This window comes from Bacillus sp. KNSH39 (assembly GCF_052656585.1).
Map to the genome: position 1 here is coordinate 4440543 of NZ_JBQXYO010000001.1, position 19769 is coordinate 4460311.

The window sequence follows — 19769 nt, forward strand, 5'->3', positions numbered from 1 at the left end:
TTTCTATTCAGCAATTAGGGGAGTCATTAACGGGATGAAAAAAAGAAAAAGACTATGGAATTTATGGAAAACGATTACATTGTTAGTTTGTACAGTTGTAATTTTTTCTTTACTTGTGACAGATATATTAATTAGTCATAATGTAGAACGGACGACGGAGGATAGCCAAGCAGAGAAGGCAAAAACAATTGCACACATTGTGGCGAATGATTCGATTGTAATCGATGGTTTGGTTGGGAAAGCAGATACCTCTGCAATCCAAACGTATACAAATAGAATATTACAAAACACAGGTGTTCAGTTTATTGTAGTTATGGACATGAATGGAATAAGAAAGTCACATCCAAATCCTCAAAAAATAGGGCATCATTTTATTGGGGGAGATGAAGGGCCTGCATTGAAAGGAAAAGAACATGTATCGTTAGCAGAAGGAACTTTAGGTATTTCCATGCGAGTGTTTGTACCAATATTTTCTGAAACAGGTGAACAACTTGGAGCTGTGGCTGTTGGTATTTCAGCAGATAATGTAAAAGAGAGAGTTAAGGAAAGTAGACATATCATTTATATTGGTGTCGGAGTTGGTGTATTAGTCGGAATTATAGGAGCAATATTGCTAGCTAGACATATAAAGAAAAGTTTATTCGGTCTTGAGCCGCACAGGATAGCAAAAATTCTTGAAGAAAGAAATACGATGCTACAATCTGTAAAGGAAGGTATTATTGCTGTAGATAAAGAGGCTAGAGTAACATTAATTAATAATGAAGCGAAACGTCTATTTAAAAAAAGCGGACTTGAAGAAGATTTTATCGGTAAAGATGTTGAGTTGTATATGCCAAATTCACGTATAAAAGAAGTATTGCAAACGGGAGAAGTACAATTAAACGAAGAACAAAATATTTATGGAATTACGATTGTGACGAATCGAGTTCCTTTATATGTAAAAGGAGAAATAGTTGGTGCAATTGCAACATTTCGTGATAAAACAGAGATTAGAAAACTAGCAGAGGAACTAACTGGTATTAGACTATATGCAGAAGCATTACGGGCACAATCTCATGAGTTTATGAATAAGATGCATGTCGTATTAGGGCTTACACATATGAAGCAGTATGAAGAATTACAGAAGTATATAAGCGGCATGGTATCAGAGCATCAATATGAAATTGGTGGAGTTATGAAAAGAATAAAAAGTCCAGTATTTGCTGGTTTTTTACTAGGTAAGCTCAGCTATGCTAGAGAGAAAAATATAAAATTAATTATAAGTGAAGATTCTTATATGCCGGAAATAGATGATGAAAGTATTACTCATGAACTTATTACGATTGTCGGAAATTTAATTGATAATGCATTAGAGGCAGTTACGAATTGTGAAAAGAAGCGAGTTGAAGTTAAGATACAACATGGGGATATACTAACTATTACAGTACAAGATACGGGAAAAGGTATACAAGAAAAAGAAATAGAGCAATTATTTACGAAAGGTTATTCCACAAAGGGAGATAACCGCGGTTATGGTTTGTATCTTGTAAAAGAAAGTATACAGCGAATAAATGGGGAAATTCATATGCATTCATTAGTAGGTAAGGGAACAACGATAACAATTGAAATACCTAAAGGTAGGGATGAGAGGCAAATATGATTAAAGTTTTAATTGTAGAAGATGACCCGATGGTAGCAATGCTAAATACGCATTATTTAGAGCAAGTAGGAGGATTTGAACTTGTTCAAGCAGTTAACTCAGTAAAGTCGGCGATCGAAATATTAGAGAAATCACGAGTAGATTTAGTATTACTTGATATTTTTATGCCTGAAGAGACTGGTTTTGAGCTTTTAATGTATATCCGGAACCAAGAAAAAGAAATTGATATTATAATGATTTCAGCTGTACATGATATGGGAAGTATTAAAAAAGCATTACAATATGGTGTAGTAGATTATTTAATTAAACCATTTACATTTGAACGATTTAAAGAGGCATTAACTATATATCGAGAAAAACTTACTTTCATGAAAGAACAACAAAAAATTAGTCAATCGGAATTAGATTCGTTAATTTTACAAAAAGAAAAAAGGGAGCCTACTGTCACGAAAGAGCTTCCGAAAGGGTTAACGAAGCAAACGTTGCAATTAATTTGGCAGAAGATCGAGTCGTTGAATGGAAGAGTGTTTACAACAGATGAAATGGCACAATTAGTTGGAATTTCAAGAGTTTCTATTCGAAAATATGTAATGTTTTTGACTGACATTGGAGTGTTAGAAAACGAAATGATGTACCAACATGTGGGCAGACCTGTAAGTAAATTAAGATGTGTTGATCAAAAGAAAATAGAGTTTTACGTATAAGCGACTTAATATAAGTCGCTTATACTTTTTTTAATTACAAAATCAATTACAAAACTTACAAAAACTATTTTTACTATTGAAAGCGTTTTAATATTGTTATTAAGAAAACGAGGGGGTGCCATATGGGAATTCAAAAGAATGTGGAAGCGGTATCATTTTCTGAAGGAAATGAAGTACAAAGAGAATCTTTCGCTTCTAAAATTATGAATGTAAAAATCGGTGTTATACCTTTACCGTTATATGTAGTATTGGCTGCTATTATTTATGGGGCATCTGTATATAATAAATTGCCAGCAGATATGATTGGTGGATTTGCAGTTATTATGATCATGGGGATTTTCTTAGGCGATATTGGGATGAGAATTCCAATTTTAAAAAATATCGGCGGTCCAGCAATACTTTCGTTATTTATTCCATCATTACTTGTATTTTTTAACTGGATGAATCCAGCTTCAATGGAAGCTGCGACTATGTTAATGAAAAAATCGAACTTTTTATATTTATATATTTCTTGTTTAGTAGTCGGAAGTATTTTAGGAATGAACCGTAAAGTGTTAGTACAAGGTTTCGTTCGTATGTTTATTCCTTTAGTAGTAGGGACGTTAGCTTCTGTAGCAGTAGGGTTATTGGTCGGTTCATTATTTGGATTTGAAATGAAGCACACATTCTTCTTTATCATCGTACCAATTGTGAGTGGTGGTATCGGGGAAGGGATTTTACCATTGTCGCTAGCTTATAGTGATATTTTAAATGAATCATCAGCGACGTTTGTATCACAGCTTATTCCAGCAGCTATTATTGGAAATATGTTCGCAATTGTAAGTGCAGGGTATATGAAGCGTTTAGGTGAGAAGAAACCGGAGCTTAGTGGTAACGGTGTATTAGTGAAAACAGACAATCAAGCAGAATTATTAAAAGAACAAAATACAGAGAAGCCAATTGACTTCTCATTAATGGGAGCAGGTTTATTAATTGCGTGTACGTTCTTCATCTTTGGAGGATTTGCTTCTAAGTTCATCGGTATTCCTGGGGCAATCATTATGATTTTTTCAGCAGCACTTGTGAAATACTTTAAATTAATGCCAGCAAAAATGGAGCAAGGAGCATTCCATTTATATAAATTTATTTCGAAGAATTTAACTTGGCCTTTAATGGTTGGATTAGGATTGCTATATATTCCGTTAAAAGACGTAGCAGCAGTTCTTTCAGTAGGATATGTTGTTGTGTGCGCATCGGTTGTTCTTACAATGGTAGCATCAGGTTTTCTTGTAGGGAAAGTGATGAAGATGTATCCAGTTGAATCGGCGATTGTAACTGGATGTCATAGCGGTTTAGGCGGAACTGGAGATGTTGCTATTTTATCGGCTTCAAATCGTATGGAATTAATGCCGTTCGCGCAAATTTCAACTCGTTTAGGCGGGGCGGCAATGGTTGTAACGGCGACAATATTATTAAAAATGTTTTCATGATCAAACAAGCTAGCTATATTCATATAGCTAGCTTGTCAAATTAAGGGGAGATTATAAGTATGTTAGCAAATCAAATTAATGAAAGATCATTGTTATTGCATAAAGAATTAGTAGGGAAAATTGAAATTACAAGTAAAGTGGAGGTAAATTCAGCGGATGATTTAAGCCTGACGTATACACCAGGTGTAGCGGAGTCGTGTAAAGCAATTGCGGCAGATGAAGAAACAGTGTATGACTATACAGCACGTGGCAATATGGTGGCAGTTGTTTCAGATGGAACAGCGGTACTCGGTTTAGGAAACATTGGACCGAAAGCGGCTATGCCTGTTATGGAAGGAAAAAGTATTTTGTTTAAGAAGTTTGCGAATGTAGATGCTTTCCCATTATGTTTAGGCACAACGGATGTAGATGAAATCGTTACCCTTGTAAAAAATTTAGAGCCTACATTTGCAGGGATTAATTTAGAAGATATTGCAGCACCGCGTTGTTTTGAAATTGAAAAACGATTAAAAGAAGAAACGAATATTCCTGTATTCCATGATGATCAACATGGAACAGCTATTGTCGTTTTAGCAGCTGTTATTAATGCATTAAAAGTTGTTAGCAAACAAATGGATAATGTGAAAATCGTTATTAACGGTGCGGGTTCGGCAGGAATTGCAATTGGAAAATTATTATTAAAGGCTGGTGCAAAGCACATTACGTTAGTTAGCCTAGAAGGTATTGTTTGTGAAGGTGAAACATGGATGAACGAAGCACAAATTGAAGTTTCAAAAAAGACAAATCGTGAACATGTGCGTGGAACGTTAAAAGAAGCAATTCACCAAGCTGATATTTTTATTGGCGTATCTGCTCCTAACGTATTAACGAAAGAACTTGTACAGACGATGAATGAGAAAGCAATTGTGTTTGCAATGGCGAATCCAATTCCAGAAATCTTCCCTGAGGATGCATTAGAGGCTGGGGCAGCTGTAGTAGGAACTGGACGCTCGGATTATGCGAATCAAGTAAATAATGTATTGGCGTTTCCCGGAATATTCCGCGGTGCGTTAGATGTGCGCGCAACTGATATTACAGAAGAGATGAAATTAGCGGCAGCATATGGGATCGCTAACATCATTACTGATGAAGAACGTAATGCGAATTATGTAATCCCGAATCCATTAGATAAAAGAGTTGTTCCAAGTGTTGCAGAAGCAGTAGCGAAAGCAGCTATTGATTCAGGCGTGGCACAAATTACGAAAATACCACGTTATTAATAGCGAAAAGCAGTGCCTAAAAGGCACTGCTTTTTTGAGATAAGAAATCAAAATAATGAAGAAGTGTAGAATTATTTATGTTTCTTCATTATTTATTTAATTCCATTGCAACTTGTTTACCATTCACTAAAACCTCAGTTACTGCTACGATCACTTCTATCATTTTTTTCATCTCTCATCTCTCCTCGTTTCATTTCTTACTTTAAGTATAAGAGAAGAGAGATAATTCAACTATCGAAGTACATGACGTAGAAATTACATTGTTGTAAGAAAGTGGTTTATTTTTGTCACTTTACTCAGCAGTGATTACAAACTGATCATAATATTTTTCATTCACATATATATTTAATAACCATAATCCAGATGAAGGTAGTGACATAGTGAGAGGGAGTTCGTTTGTAGTAGAATCGATTGTATTTGAAGTAGTCCAAGTTTGTTTGGAAGTTTCTTTTTGAAAGAGTACTTGTGTCGGAGTTACAGATCCTTGTTTTAGCGCAATAATAGACAATTTTCCAGTTGGTATTTCAGAATCTAGAAAGTGCCACATTATTTCATTTTGTTCATTTGCGATAATAGGACTATCAGCCATTGCGACTTTACCTTCGATGCCTTTTAAAGGCATTTTTCCTTCTACGAAAGAAGGTGTTTCTTCCCAATTTACATCTTTTAAAACACTAAGGTGAAAGAAGGAAGGTGCGTTCACTTGAGTGGATGACGTTGCTATTACGTCTTTTTTTTGTTCTTTTGAATCCGGTTGCGTTTGTGTGCATCCAGTGATGAGGAAGGAGAGAAGTAGCATAGTTCCGATTTTTTTCATGGTGCCACACTCCTAGTTTTTATTGTTAGTGTAATTGTATTTGCTAGAAGGCGGGACAATTCCTTTAAAGTATAAAAAGAGGTCGTAAGTTTTGTACGACCTCTTTTGACATTTTTATCCCGTAAAAGCCCGATTGGTGTAGGTTAATAATTAGTGGGAGATAGTCCCCACTAATTAAAGTTTCATTTTATATTTGTTCCGTTGTATAGGTTGGTTCGGTTTCTTTTTGAGGCATCGTCAAAAAAATAACGGACAGAACGATACATACGCCGCCTAATAATTGATATGTTCCAAAAGATTCATTTAGCCAAGTGATTGAAACGATGGCAGCTACAAGGGGTTCAATGCTAGATAAAATGCTTGTTTCTGTTGCTGCTAAATATTTAAGACTACCGATATATAGAAGGAAAGAAAGGGTACCACTAATAATGATAAGAATAAGCATAGAAAAAGTTTTTAGTGTAAGGGTTTGTGAAAATTGATTCCACCCGAATGAACGATTATAAATAAGTAGTGCAATTCCTCCGATTAACATCCCCCAACCAATTACTACAGTTGTCCCGCATTCTTTAATGAGAGAAGCCGGATGAAGGGTATAAAATGCAAATCCGATTGCTGTTAATAGTCCAAAAATAATAGCTTCTTTGGATAAAACAATATTTTCAATTGAGCCATTTGTAATAATAAAGTATGTTCCTATTAGCGCGGCTATAATTGCGAATAGTTGCATGGAAGCAGGGAATTTTCTTTGTTCAAATGCAACATACATGGTAATAAGAACAGGACCTAGAAATTGAAATAGCGTTGCTGTGACTGCATTACTAATATGAACCGTTTCGATAAAGGCGTATTGCGCACCGAGCATGCCGAGAATAGAGAAAATAATAAGTTGTATAGAATATCTAGGGTGTTTCCAAATTTGAAATATGTTTTGTTTCTTTATAAGTAAGAAAGACAAAATAAATATTCCTGCAAGCAACAATCGAATTGTTAAAAAATCAATTGAGGATACATTAGTATGTTGAAATAGCCACTGAATCATTGGACCAGATAATCCCCATAATGTAGCCCCTGTAATAATCATAATGAGTCCGATACGTCTACCATTGTTCATTATCATGTTTCTCCTCTCCAGTATTTGATTTTTTATGTGTGACATGATAAAAGGAATTATATATAACTTCTGGTACTGTAAAAAGTATCAGATTTTAGTTTTATTAAGGGGTCAGATATTATGTTAGAATTAACGCCTAATTTAAATATGAATAGTAAAAAGGCATTGTATGTGCAATTGTATGAGTATATAAAAAAAGAAATTAAAGATGGATCGATTGTCCCTTTTACGAAATTACCGGCTAAGCGAAAGTTAGCGATACATTTACAAGTAAGTAAAAATACAGTAGAGGCAGCGTACGAACAATTACTGGCAGAAGGTTATATTGAGTCGATAGCGAGAAAAGGTTATTTTGTATGCAAGATTGAGCAAATGGTTCATATAGAGGATAGCGGAGATAGAATAGAAGAAGTACCGTTTCAGGAGAAGAGTTATAAATTTGATTTTACACAAACAGGAATTGATACAAATGCTTTTCCATTCAATATGTATCGGAAAATTGTAAATGAAATATGGCAGCCGCATAATAACGAACTTCTCTTTCTAGGACACCCTCAAGGAGAAGCGAGCTTAAGAGAAGAGATTACGAATTATTTGTATGAATCTAGAGGTGTACGTTGTTCAGCTAGTCAAATTGTATTAGGAGCGGGAACACAAATATTAGTGAAACTATTGTTTCAATTGTTAAAGGGAAGCAATTATGCAGTTGAAAACCCAGGATATCATAGAAAGATGGTTGTTTTTGAACAGGGAGAAGCAAGAGTCCAAATGTTATCTTTAGATAGAGATGGAATTTGTATTGCAGATTTAGAAAATAGCAATGCGAATGTTGTATTTGTTACACCTTCCCATCAGTTTCCATATGGAATGATTATGCCTATTACGAGAAGGATGCAGCTTTTACAATGGGCAAAGAAAGAAGAGAGCAGGTATATTATTGAAGATGATTACGATAGTGAATTTCGCTATTCTGGAAAGCCTATACCGGCGCTGCAAGGGTTAGATACAGAGGGGAAAGTTATTTATATGGGGACGCTATCTAAAGCATTATTACCATCGCTACGGATGAGCTATATGGTGTTGCCGAAGAAATTAATTAAAAAGTATCAACAGCAATATTTATTTTATACACAAAGTGTTTCAAGAATGGACCAAGAAGTGATTAGAAGACTTTTAAATGAAGGCTATTGGGAAAAACATATTCATAAAATGCGTGTCGTCTACCGAAAGAAGAGAGATCGACTTGTTTTTGAAATAGAGAAGTATTTCTCTAATCGTGTTGAAGTGATAGGAGAAGATTCAGGATTACACATTTTATTAAAAGTGCATAATGGAATGCGGGAAGAAGAATTAATTCAAGAAGCTGCGAAACATAGTATCAAAATATATCCTGTGTCTACGTACTATAAAGACGATACTGCACCTGAAAATGTAGTTTTACTTGGGTTTGCGATATTATCAGAGGAAGAAATTGCGAAAGCGATTCAATTATTACACACGGCATGGTTTACAAGAAAGTAAAAAACATCCTCCAAACATGAGGATGTTTTTTATTATTTATTTTCATCTAAGAATAAGACCATATGCTCTTCGTCCCAATATTGTCCGTTATATTTTAATGAACGTTCTTGTACACCGAATGTTTTAAAACCTAATGATTCATAAAGTTTTTTCGCTCCATCGTTGCCAACAACAACATCAAGCATAACTTGTTCTACTTCTAAAGATTTAGCAAGCTCAAGACATTCTTTAATAAGTGCTTTTCCTGCTCCAAGTCCGCGCGCTTTTGGAGATACATATACAGAACCGATTTTAGCTTTATGTTCTTGTTTTACATATGGTTTCGTTTCCAGTGTTGCAACCCCGATTAATTTTCCATCTTTAAATGCACCTAGCGTATAGTTTTCATCTTGTGCTAATTTTTGTGCTTTATATTCAATCGCACACTCTTTATTAATAATATCTTCATAAGAAGAGCTGAATGCTTCAGGGTTTTGCTTTAATCCTTCTACGCGAAGTTCTAAGTAAATTTCTGCTTCGTCTTTTGTTAATACATGGATATCCAATTATATCACCCTCCAAATCTTTGCAAATGTACCTTTATTTTATATTGAAATAAGAATAATTTCAAAAGCTTAGCTTATATGAGCTGTTTTTATGAACAAAATAACACCAGTAGTGTTTACTGCTACTGGTGTTTTCACACGCATATTATTCAAAAGGTAGCTCGATTATAAAGTTTGTTCCCGCTCCTAATTGGCTTGTTACTAGAATAGAACCGTTATGCAATTCTACAATTTCCTTTGCAACAGCTAGCCCGATACCTTTTCCGCCTGTAGCTCGTGTTCTAGATTTATCGACACGATAAAAACGGTCAAATATATGCGGGATATCTTCTTCAGGAATACCTTCACCTTCATCTTGTACACTTATTGTAAAAGAATCTGTTTCCATGAGTACACGTATCGTAATGGCTGTGTTTTCTGGCGAATGTTGATAAGCGTTGTGTAATAAATTTAACATAACTTGTTCCATACGTCTTTCGTCTATACAAACTTCTAAATCATCTTTGCAATATACATGAAGTTGCATTTGCTTATTTGTTAATGTTGTTTTTGTTTTTTCTACCATTCGTTCTAAAAATGGCTGAAGAAGCACTTTTTGTTTTTTTATAACAAATTGGTGTTGTTCTAATTGTACAAGCATAAATAAATCTTGGACGAGATCGGTTACACTATCCGTTTCATCCTCAATAATTTGTAAGTATTCTTCTCGCTCCTCTTTTGTTAAAGAGTCTCTCTTTGCTACCTTCGCATAACCTTTCATATAGGTCAATGGAGTTAATAGTTCATGAGCGACACTAGCGAGAAATTCATTGCGCTCTTTTTTCATATACGTAAGTTCACTCGATAAATCTTCAATTGTTTTTGCTAAACTTCCGAGTTCATCATTTCGTTTAATACCTAATTGAATTGGCTTGTTTAATTTTGACATTTTTTCTGTCGCTCTCTTCATTTTTACAAGTGGTTCTGTAATAACGCGTGAAAAAACAAAGACAGAAATTGTTGTTAAAATAATTGTTAAAACGCTAATGATAAGAAATTGGTTCATGAGTTTAAGTAACATATTTTCTAGGAAAGATGTTTTTAATAACATATATAGCTTTCCTTGAAACTTTGTTGTGTTAAGTGGGCTTACTGTTGTGATGAACTTTGATTTTTTCCAGTTCCTTTCAACGACCAATCCGCCGTCTGGGACAGTTTCTGTTTTACAAGTAAGTTGTTTTTGCATATCTTTTGTTACGGGTTCTGAGGTGGAAATAATTTTGCCATTATGGTCAGTAATAATGATAGCTATATCGGAGTTAGAAATTGATTCCGATTCAACTAAGTGTGCAGCCTCATTCGTAATATCGAACTCAGGGTACACAGGACGTTTAGGATTTTTATTATGTTCAGCGTGTTTCATTTCTTTATAATATTCATCCCGTCTCTCGCGGCTTTTAATTTTTTTACTATAGCGATTACCTTTCTCTAAAAGAGCATCTGTTTCCTCTACAATACGCATTTTTGAAAGGCTTTTATAAAAAGATACGAAAGCAATTGTTTCAATACATAAAGCTAATATTAAAAAGTATGTCCCAATTTTAAGGGAAAGTTTACTCATTTTTTCACCATACCTTATTCATAATAAAGAGTCAGTGGTATACGATTTCCCACTGACCGAAGTAATTATTCACTTTTCCATTTATATCCGACTTTATAGACCGTTTCTAGGTAATCTTCAATCGGAAATCCTTTTTTGCGTAGTTTATCACGGATATTACGAATGTGTGAGTCAATTGTTCTATATTCGATATCTGTTTCATAGCCCCAAATTTTTTCGATTAAATCATCTCGGCTATAAGCACGGTTTGTATTTTGTAAAAATAGTCCGAGTAACGAAAATTCGATAGGAGTTAATGAGATTTTTTCATCATAAACTGTGACAGTATGTTTCGTTTTATCCCACTCAATACCATTGAAACTAACAAAGCCATCTTTTTTTGTACGGCGTAATATAGCCTCGATTCGTGCGACTAATACATGCTCATCAAATGGTTTTGTAATATAATCATCTGCGCCCATCGTGAGGCCTTTCACCATATCGTAGTTTTGGTTGCGAGCTGTTAACATAATGATAGGAACGTTGGAAATTTGACGAATTTGATAGCAAGTATCCCATCCATCCATACTTGGCATCATAACATCTAATAAAATAATATCGAATTCTTTTTGTTCGATTAATTTTAGTGCTTCAAGGCCAGAGGTAGCTTTCATACAAAAATAGCCGCGAGGGCTTAAGAACAGATCTAATAATCGTAACATACGTTCTTCATCGTCTACTAATAAAATTTTTACCATAATCTTGTGCACCCCAAACTGTTCATTCTACTTGTATAGTTTACATGAAAATAATAAAAAACTCTTTTTATGTGATTGAATGGAGGGCTGATTTTTTCGCTCAGAGTAATTGACATAAAAAATGCACTAGTTTTGCACAACTATTTTTTATAATAGAAAACGTAGCGACACAAAATACCCTATGTTGCGACATAACGTCATGTCATTTTATTTATAAAATGACAATTCCATTCTATTGTGTATGTGAGATAGAGAGGGTTTTCGTATTCACCTCGCATCGGATAAGAAAAATTTCCTATCTCACACTTTTTTTAAAAGGAGATCATACACATGAATTCAAAAGAAGAAATTTCAAAAAAAGAAAAGCAAGATCGTAATACGGTTGTCATGTGCGTTGCCGTATCTATGGTTATTATTATAAGTTGCGTAAATAAAATTTTGGGGATTTTATAATATAAAAAAAGCTGATTGCTTCTTAAGAAGCAATCAGCTTTTTTCATTGTTAGGGGGAGTGTTCATATAATAAACCAAGGTAAAATTGCTAATCCAGAAGTTACAATTGCTGTAGTAAATATTAAAAGCATAGCTCGTTTGTTTTGTTTCATGTCACATTCTCCTCTACATATCAAGTACATGCGATCAGCGTGGGATGTAGTTCCCCACTGAGTAAAGTTTCACTTTATATTTTTAGTATAATGAATGGAAAGGTTTGGTACGATCGATAAAGGTGACATGAAGATTACATTGTTGTAATGAAAAAAGCATCTTTCTTAATAAAAAGATGCTTTTGGAAAACTATATTGAAGTATTAATCATTTAAGAACAGAACCATATGTTCCTCGTCCCAATATTGACCGTTATGTTTTAATGAACGCTCTTGTACGCCGTAAGTCTGGAAACCTAATGATTCATATAATTTTTTTGCACCAGCGTTACCAACTACAACATCGAGCATAAGTTGTTCTACATGTAATTTATCGGCATTTTCAATAATTGCTTTAATAAGAGCTCGTCCTGCTCCAAGGCCACGCGCTTTTGGGGAAACGAAAACGGAACCGATTTTTGCTTTATGTTCTTGTTTAATAAAAGGCTTTGTTTCTAAAGTAGCAATGCCGATTAAATCATCATCTTTGAAGACCCCTAGAGTATACTTATCCGGATTGCTTAATCGTTTTGCCATAGCAGCTACAGGATCCTCATGTTTCAAAACGTCTTCATAGGAAGAGCTAAAAGCTTCCGGGTTCTTCGTTAAACCTTCCATACAAACTTTTAAATATATTTCTGCGTCCTCTGTCGTTAATAAGCGAATTTCCATAGTTGTAACCTCCTTGGTCGATTTCAAATAAAATAAATCCATTACTTTTATAAGAGTGTGTATGTGTTTTGTTAGCAGTCTCTTTTAATTTGTAAAAGAATGAAAAGATATATGCTACAATGTTTTGTTTTTTAATATGTAATGAAATTATATATTAACTTTATTAACTATTCAAGTGTTTAATATGTTACATTTTTATAACTAAAATAACTCCTCGATTGAGGAGTTATTTTTTAAACATTGGATTGATAGCCATCAATTCGTTTTTGATGTGTGTAAATATTACAAGAGTCATTTCTAATAAACCCTACGACTGTAATGCCTAAATCATGGGCAAGTTGCAATGCTAGTTTTGTTGGGGCAGATTTAGATAGAACAATTTCACATCCGATTTTTGAAACTTTGAGTAAAATTTCAGATGAAATACGTCCGCTAAATGCGATAATTTTTCCTTTAACAGATATATCATTGCGTAAACAATGACCGTATATTTTGTCTAATGCATTATGTCTTCCGATATCCATTCTTGATAGAAGGATATTATTTCGATCACATAGCGCGGTATTGTGAACACCACCAGTTTGGCGAAAGGTAGTGGAAGATTGTTGTAAAGTATTCATTAAGTAAAAACATTCTTCAGGAGTAATTTTTACATGTATATCATGTAAGTCTTTTGCTTTTGCCGCATCGTTTACGAAAATAAAACCTTGTCTACCTTTTCCGCAGCAAGAAGTGACGTATCGTTTATTATATAAAGTTTGATAGAGCGGATTCACTTTTGATGATTTTACATGGACAATTCCGTTATCTTTTTGAACCCATAGTTCTTCAACATCGTTATAGGAAGAAATAATCCCCTCAGAAATTAAAAAACCAATTACCATATCTTCAATATAATTTGGTGTGCATACGACTGTTACATATTCTTCACCATTCAATTTAATAGTAATAGGAGATTCTGTAACAATCTCATCAAGTTGTTTTGAAAATGTACCAGATTGATAACGTACAATTGTATAAGTCTCTTGCGTAGGCCCCATATTTAATTCCCCTTTTATATGTATTTCTCTCCCACATTTATCATAAAACAATGGGAAAAATAAAAACACCTATTAACAAGAAGATCACAGATTATTTTGGTTATTATTGTATATGTACGATATAATAGAACTGTAGAATAGTGATATTTTCAAGCTTTCGTAGTTATACCTTATAACATCTAGAATCGACTTCATAAGAAAGTATTTGGGTAGAGCGTTTCAAAAAAATGTACAGTAATGCGATTTTGAAAACGGATTCATGATTGTGTTGTACAGTTGGTTGTAAGGAGAGGGGAAACTATGGCAGAACAGACAGTCCGTGTAACCGTCGATGGTAAAGAATTTTCTGCATCAGGTGAAAAGACGATACTACAATTATTTAACGAGAGTAATTTGGAACATCCTCAAATTTGTCATGTACCAGAAGTAGATCCAATTCAAACTTGTGATACGTGTATTGTAGAAGTAAATGGAAAGTTATTGCGTGCTTGTTCAACGAAATTAGAGAACGGTATGCATATCGAAAGACAGTCCCAGCGTGCAAAAGAGGCACAGACTGAGGCAATGGATCGAATATTAGAGAATCATCTACTGTATTGTACCGTTTGTGATAACAATAATGGTAACTGTAAAGTCCACAATACAGTACATATGATGGGAATTGAGGAACAGAAATATCCGTATGAGCCAAAAGTAAGTGCGTGTGAAGTGGATATGTCACATCCGTTTTATCGATATGATCCAAATCAATGTATTGCTTGTGGACAGTGTGTAGAAGTATGTCAAAACTTACAAGTGAATGAAACTATATCGATAGACTGGAGCTTAGACCGTCCACGTGTTATATGGGACAATGGTGTAAGTATAAATGACTCATCTTGTGTAAGTTGCGGGCAATGTGTAACAGTATGTCCATGTAATGCGTTGATGGAGAAATCAATGTTAGGTGAAGCTGGATTCATGACAGGATTGAAACCGGATGTGTTAGATCCGATGATTGATTTTGTAAAGGATGTAGAGCCGGGATATAGTAGTATTTTAGCAGTTTCAGAAGTAGAGGCTGCGATGCGTAAGACGAAAGTGAATAAAACAAAAACAGTTTGTACATTTTGTGGTGTAGGTTGTTCATTTGAAGTATGGACGAAAGACCGCCACATTTTGAAAGTGCAGCCTGTTTCAGATGCGCCGGTTAACGGTATTTCAACATGTGTAAAAGGCAAATTTGGATGGGATTTTGTAAACAGTGAAGATCGTATTACAAAGCCATTAATTCGCCAAGGGGATATGTTTGTTGAAGCTTCATGGGAAGAGGCTCTTGAAGTTGTTGCATCCAATATGCAGCATATTAAATCAGAATATGGAAGTGATGCATTTGGGTTTATTTCTTCTTCGAAAGTAACGAATGAAGAAAATTATCTTATGCAAAAACTAGCCCGTCAAATATATGGAACGAATAATGTAGACAACTGTTCCCGTTATTGTCAATCTCCAGCAACAGACGGTTTATTTAAAACTGTCGGTATGGGCGGGGACGCTGGAACAGTGAAAGATATTGCGGAAGCAGGCCTTGTCATTATCGTTGGAGCAAATCCGACAGAAGGACATCCTGTACTTGCAACGCGTGTAAAACGTGCTCATAAATTACATGACCAAAAATTAATTGTGGCGGATCTTCGTAAACATGAAATGGCAGAGCGTGCGGATTTATTCATTCATCCGCGCCAAGGAACTGATTATGTATGGCTCGCTGGTATTACGAAATATATTATTGATCAAGATTGGCACGATAAAAAGTTCATAGCTGAAAATGTGAAGAATTTTGATGAATATAGCAAAATGGTAGAAAAGTATACGCTTGATTATACAGAAGAAATTACGGGGATTTCGAAAGAAAATCTGAAAGAAATGGCTCGTATGGTATATGAAGCAGATGGTACTTGTGTACTTTGGGGAATGGGTGTAACTCAAAATACTGGAGGAAGTACAACTTCAGCAGCAATTTCAAATCTATTGCTTGTTACAGGTAACTATCGTCGTCCTGGTGCAGGAGCATACCCATTACGCGGACATAATAACGTACAAGGCGCTTGTGATATGGCAACATTACCAAACTGGCTTCCAGGTTACCAAGCGGTTTCAGATGATGCGCTCCGTGCGAAATTTGAAAAAGCATACGGTACTACAATTCCGAAAGCACCAGGCTTAAATAATATTGCAATGTTACTTGCGGCAGATGAAGGAAAACTGCGTGGTATGTATGTTATGGGTGAAGAAATGGCTTTAGTAGATTCGAATGCCAACCATGTACAACATATTTTAGCAAATTTAGATTTCCTTGTTGTTCAAGATATGTTCTTATCGAAAACAGCTCGTTTTGCTGATGTTATTTTACCGGCAGCACCAAGCTTAGAAAAAGAGGGAACATTTACGAATACAGAGCGCCGTATTCAAAGATTATATGAAGTATTGAAGCCGCTTGGTGATTCAAAGCCAGACTGGTGGATTTTACAAAAAGTAGCTCGTGCGCTTGGCGGGGACTGGAATTATGAAAGTCCAAGTGAAATCATGGATGAAATTGCATCGCTTGCACCTTTATATTCTCAGGCAACATACGATCGTTTAGAAGGATGGAATAGTTTATGTTGGGGTAGCCATGATGGTAGCGATACACCGCTATTATATGTGGACGGATTTAACTTCCCGGATAAACTAGCTCGTCTATCATTAGATGAATGGGTACCACCAGTTGTAGCGCCAGATGAGTATGATTTACTTTTAAATAATGGTCGTATGTTAGAACATTTCCACGAAGGGAATATGACGAATAAATCGGCTGGTATTTTATCTAAAGTATCTGAAGTGTTCGTTGAAATCTCGCCTGAACTTGCCCTAGAGCGCAATGTGAAAGATGGTGGTCTTGTAGAATTAGCATCACCATTTGGGAAAATTAAAGTACAGGCACTTGTTACAGATCGTGTAACGGGGAAAGAGCTATATTTACCGATGCATGCAACGGTAAATGAAGAGGCAATCAATATTTTAACTGGAACGGCGACAGATCTTTATACGTGTACACCAGCGTACAAACAAACGATGGTAAAGATGCGTGTATTACGTGAAAAAGGGAAGCGTCCGTTACCATCTTCAAACCCGAGAGATAAAAAGCGTAATCCGCAAAACGGTGTTGAAATCCAGCAAAAATGGCAAAGAAAACAATACGTATCACTTGTGGACTAGGGGGCGGAGATAGTGGCGAAAGAAATTACTGTAATTAAAAAGAAAGTTGTAACAGAGGAAGAACAGAAACAGCAAGTAGCAGATGAACTTCTAAATGAGCTATCTAATAATCGTGAAGCAGTAGAAGAAACGATGCAGCTTTTAGCACAGTTGCAGAAGGCTGGTATATTAGATGCGGCAATTAGTTTACTTGCTGCGAAGGAAGATGTTTCAAAAATCGCTGTGGAGCAATTAAATCGTGAACCCGTTAAAAATGCGTTAAACAATATGATGGGGGCAGGAGAAGCGTTATCTTCAGTTGACCCAGAAATAACGAAGCAAATTACGTCAAGTTTAGTTACAGGATTGCAATTTGCAACAGACGAATTAAATAGTGGTAAAAAAACAAAAGTGATGGATTTCTTTAAAGTATTAAAAGATCCAGATATCAATAGAGCTATTACATTCGGTTTTAGCTTCTTGAAAGCATTTGGACAAGGGTTAGAGAAAAAATAGAATAGATGAAAAAAGTGATGGGAAGTAGCCATCACTTTTTTCATTATATGTATAAGAGTGTTCATGTTAAGCGGAATATATTATTATTAAAAAGATGGATTAGAACTGGAAATATGGAATCCATCTCAAATACCGTTTTAGAATTTGGAGGAATATATGCAACACCGTAAAAAACTATCTATACCAGGAGTAATGAGACATTCCTTTCAAACAGTTAAATTTGCCTTTTGGAATGTATTAACTTTTCAACTTGCTTATAAATTATTAGCAGCGATTGTGTTTGTTCCGCTATTTGGAATCATTTTTAATAAGTTATTGTATTTTGGTGGTTATGCAAATGCGACAAATGATGAATTATTAGCGTTTTTAAAGACGCCTTATGGCATCTTAGCAATCGTAATTTTATCATTGTTAGCACTGTTTCTTATCTTTACAGAATTTGCGGTGCTTATTATTATTTCGTATTTCGCTCATAAAAGACAGAAGGTGAAATTACGTCCGATTTTATATAAAACGGTAACGTATTTACCTACTCTTTTCACATATTGCTTACCAGGATTTATTTTATATGCTGTCGTATTGTTGCCTCTTTTAAATATGGGATATGAAACGGCATTAATCCCGCAAATTCAAATTCCTAACTTTATTACAGGAGAGCTGTTTAAGACAACGATGGGACAAGTTGGTTATTACACGTTCTTTGCTGTAGTCGCGTATTTGAATCTTAGATGGATTTTCGTTCTACCTATTGTTGTTTTAGAGCAAAAACCATTTCGCGTGGCAGCACGTAAAAGTGCAACTTTAGTAAAGGAAAGCTTTTTTAAAGTACTATTCTTTTTAGTAGGATTTTTTATTTCAATTGGAATTGTATATGTCATGTTTTTGGGAATGTATTTATTGTGCCTATGGGGTGTTTATGAATTTACAAACCCGAAAGGAACATTTGCATTATTAGCTGAATCAACGATTTCTGTATTTTTAACGAGTACATTGTATTTATTCAGCTTTATCGTGACGCCATTTTATATTATGGCGATTACGCGATTATACTTACAAAAGGTTCCAGTTGAGGATGTTTTATTAGAAGAAGGATTAGATTATTCGAAAACGAAAGCAGATAAATGTTTCTTCCAAAAACATCGTTGGAAATTCATTGGCGTATACATTGTAGGGATTATTACTGCGGGAATGGTCGTTGCCTTCATTGTAACGTTTATTTCAAATTCGTATAAAGAACCGATTATTATGGCGCACCGCGGGTATATATCAAAAGGCGTAGAAAATACGAAAGAAGCTGTGCAAGGTGCTATTGATGCAAAAGCAGACTACGCTGAAATAGATGTATTACAAACGAAAGACGGTGAGCTAGCGGTTATACATGATTTGAAGCTGAAACGTCTCGCAAATGCTAATGTGCATGTGTCAGATTTAACGATGGCGGAGTTAAGGCAGCTTACCCTTAGTCAAGATGGACTTTCAGGACAAATAAGTACACTTGATGAAATCATTAAGCTAGCAAATGGCAAAATCAAACTTAATATAGAAGTGAAGCTTCATGGGGGCGAAAAAGATTTTGTAAACAAAGTCTTAAAAACGATTAAAGATAATGAATTTGAGAAGCAATGTGTAATTCAAACGTTACACTATCCACTTATTAAAGAGTTTAAGCGTGCAAATCCAGATATAAAAGTAGGGTATATACTGTATGCAAGTAGAGCTAACTTAAAGAATGTGAAGGCTGACTTTTACGTAGCAGAAGAATATATGTTAAATAAGAAATTAGTAAAAGAAGCAAGGAAGTTAAACAAACCAATTTACGTATGGACAGTAAATGATATGGAAAATTTAAAGGCATATTATAAGTTAAACGTAGATGGTATTATAACCGATTACCCTGAAGATGCACGTGAAACAATTAAGATGTTAAAAGAGCAAGAAGCGGAAGAAAGTGATCTGTTTGATAAAATTACTGAAACGACAGATGATTTATTTTCTAAGTTATTTATAAGTTACCCAGCTGCTAGCTAAATGCTAGCAGCTGTTTTTTTGTGAAAAGAATATATCTCTAAAGTATTGAGTAAAGTAATAACTGTATATGTATACGTTATCGCTTAGGTTTCTTACATTGTTAAATTATTGTCAAATAATAAATGATTGCTGTTTATTTTGAAGCAGTATAATAAAAATAGAGTGAAAGATAATGGAATGACACGAAACCCCTAATAGAATCAATGTTTTATATATTTACACTATTCTAAATATAAAAACTTTAGGAAA

Annotated in this window: 16 protein-coding genes; 9 read left to right on the top strand and 7 right to left on the bottom strand. The window is 34.8% G+C overall.

Translation table 11 applies throughout. The features are described 5' to 3' along the window. The first annotated feature begins 34 nt into the window (after positions 1-34). The 4 genes from ACUL40_RS22705 (at position 35) to ACUL40_RS22720 (ending at position 5071) form a co-directional block, all read left to right on the top strand. A complete protein-coding gene (locus tag ACUL40_RS22705; protein WP_000746421.1) occupies positions 35-1639 on the top strand; it encodes a sensor histidine kinase in 1605 nt (534 codons plus the stop codon). After that, positions 1636-2343, top strand: a complete 708-nt coding sequence (locus ACUL40_RS22710) for a response regulator (protein ID WP_000598666.1) — start codon at positions 1636-1638, stop codon at positions 2341-2343. The genes ACUL40_RS22705 and ACUL40_RS22710 overlap by 4 nt, the downstream gene beginning before the upstream one ends. Before the next feature lie 122 nt (positions 2344-2465). Further along, entirely contained in the window at positions 2466-3812 is a 1347-nt protein-coding gene (locus ACUL40_RS22715; RefSeq protein ID WP_000512722.1) for a 2-hydroxycarboxylate transporter family protein, read from the top strand. Positions 3813-3871: 59 nt separating this feature from the next. Further along, positions 3872-5071, top strand: coding sequence for an NAD(P)-dependent malic enzyme (locus tag ACUL40_RS22720; protein ID WP_000880780.1), 1200 nt, complete (start codon positions 3872-3874; stop codon positions 5069-5071). A gap of 292 nt (positions 5072-5363) precedes the next feature. Here ACUL40_RS22720 and ACUL40_RS22725 read toward each other — a convergent pair whose 3' ends face one another. Continuing rightward, the gene (locus tag ACUL40_RS22725; protein WP_000719692.1) at positions 5364-5888 is read right to left on the bottom strand and encodes a DUF4871 domain-containing protein; all 525 of its coding nucleotides are present in this window, start codon (positions 5886-5888) and stop codon (positions 5364-5366) included. Between the two features lie 187 nt (positions 5889-6075). Beyond that, positions 6076-7002 (bottom strand): DMT family transporter, encoded by a 927-nt coding sequence (locus tag ACUL40_RS22730; RefSeq protein WP_001059054.1) that lies wholly within the window; start codon positions 7000-7002, stop codon positions 6076-6078. Positions 7003-7122: 120 nt separating this feature from the next. On the opposite strand from ACUL40_RS22730, the gene pdxR reads away from it, so the two are divergent. Further along, the gene (pdxR, locus tag ACUL40_RS22735; RefSeq protein ID WP_445423114.1) at positions 7123-8523 is read left to right on the top strand and encodes a MocR-like pyridoxine biosynthesis transcription factor PdxR; all 1401 of its coding nucleotides are present in this window, start codon (positions 7123-7125) and stop codon (positions 8521-8523) included. Between the two features lie 32 nt (positions 8524-8555). Here pdxR and ACUL40_RS22740 read toward each other — a convergent pair whose 3' ends face one another. The 3 genes from ACUL40_RS22740 to ACUL40_RS22750 form a co-directional block, all read right to left on the bottom strand. After that, the gene (locus ACUL40_RS22740; protein ID WP_000351212.1) at positions 8556-9068 is read right to left on the bottom strand and encodes a GNAT family N-acetyltransferase; all 513 of its coding nucleotides are present in this window, start codon (positions 9066-9068) and stop codon (positions 8556-8558) included. A 145-nt stretch (positions 9069-9213) separates the two neighbouring features. Then, entirely contained in the window at positions 9214-10668 is a 1455-nt protein-coding gene (locus ACUL40_RS22745; protein WP_000041022.1) for a HAMP domain-containing sensor histidine kinase, read from the bottom strand. A 65-nt stretch (positions 10669-10733) separates the two neighbouring features. Then, a complete protein-coding gene (locus ACUL40_RS22750) occupies positions 10734-11405 on the bottom strand; it encodes a response regulator transcription factor (RefSeq protein ID WP_000238957.1) in 672 nt (223 codons plus the stop codon). A gap of 330 nt (positions 11406-11735) precedes the next feature. On the opposite strand from ACUL40_RS22750, the gene ACUL40_RS22755 reads away from it, so the two are divergent. Beyond that, entirely contained in the window at positions 11736-11858 is a 123-nt protein-coding gene (locus ACUL40_RS22755; protein WP_001085006.1) for a hypothetical protein, read from the top strand. Between the two features lie 355 nt (positions 11859-12213). Here the strand turns inward: ACUL40_RS22755 and ACUL40_RS22760 are convergent, their stop codons facing one another. Beyond that, the gene (locus tag ACUL40_RS22760) at positions 12214-12720 is read right to left on the bottom strand and encodes a GNAT family N-acetyltransferase (RefSeq protein WP_000405868.1); all 507 of its coding nucleotides are present in this window, start codon (positions 12718-12720) and stop codon (positions 12214-12216) included. 233 nt (positions 12721-12953) lie between these two features. Continuing rightward, positions 12954-13760 (bottom strand): formate dehydrogenase accessory sulfurtransferase FdhD, encoded by an 807-nt coding sequence (gene fdhD / locus ACUL40_RS22765; protein WP_000529242.1) that lies wholly within the window; start codon positions 13758-13760, stop codon positions 12954-12956. Positions 13761-14060: 300 nt separating this feature from the next. Here fdhD and fdhF point away from each other — a divergent pair, with 300 nt between their 5' ends. From fdhF to ACUL40_RS22780, 3 genes are all read left to right on the top strand, one after another. After that, entirely contained in the window at positions 14061-16997 is a 2937-nt protein-coding gene (gene fdhF, locus ACUL40_RS22770; protein ID WP_163061826.1) for a formate dehydrogenase subunit alpha, read from the top strand. 12 nt (positions 16998-17009) lie between these two features. Further along, a complete protein-coding gene (locus ACUL40_RS22775) occupies positions 17010-17492 on the top strand; it encodes a DUF1641 domain-containing protein (protein ID WP_001040540.1) in 483 nt (160 codons plus the stop codon). A gap of 156 nt (positions 17493-17648) precedes the next feature. Continuing rightward, positions 17649-19520, top strand: coding sequence for a glycerophosphodiester phosphodiesterase (locus ACUL40_RS22780; RefSeq protein ID WP_001164716.1), 1872 nt, complete (start codon positions 17649-17651; stop codon positions 19518-19520). Positions 19521-19769: the final 249 nt, after the last annotated feature.